This window comes from Yersinia similis, from assembly GCF_001053095.1.
Taxonomy (GTDB): Bacteria; Pseudomonadota; Gammaproteobacteria; order Enterobacterales; family Enterobacteriaceae; genus Yersinia; species Yersinia similis.
The window spans coordinates 1-475 of sequence record NZ_CGBP01000100.1; the positions used below are offsets into that span (position 1 = coordinate 1).

Sequence of the window (475 nt, forward strand, 5' to 3'; positions counted from 1 at the left end):
CCTTCAATGTGATCTTCAATATAAAAACCATCATCATCTAATATGTTAATTTTCATTATCATCCTTATTCTATTGATATGTTGGCTGCAAAACTTACATAGTCAAAATTATTGACGTTGTAGATAAACACGTCACCAGTAGCTTCGATTGCCGCGAACGCTGACTGCTCCGATGTTGACCGTGAAACAACAGGATAGCGAGTGCTTCTGGCTGGGCGGTACCCGGCTGGTAGTGTTAACATTGCCACTCCATTTGCCCCCCCGCCAGCGGTTATTGTTACTTGAGCAAAACCATTTACTTTGCGGCACGCTACCATCTCGCCTTGAAAAGGCACCCACCCATTCTTCAGTGTTAAATTAGTCCACGCCGTATTTACAACTTTGCTAGCAGTAAACGCGTCAGCCTCTAAAGTTGTAGTGCGCGATGCAAGTTGTGTTATCTGCGTTGCTAATTCGAGCGCGTTAATTTGACCATC

Annotated in this window: 1 pseudogene; it reads right to left on the minus strand. The window is 44.2% G+C overall.

Going from position 1 to position 475, the window contains the following annotated elements:
• Positions 1–64 precede the first annotated feature (64 nt).
• Positions 65–475 (minus strand): annotated as a pseudogene (locus AC971_RS25460) (hypothetical protein); the annotation flags it as partial.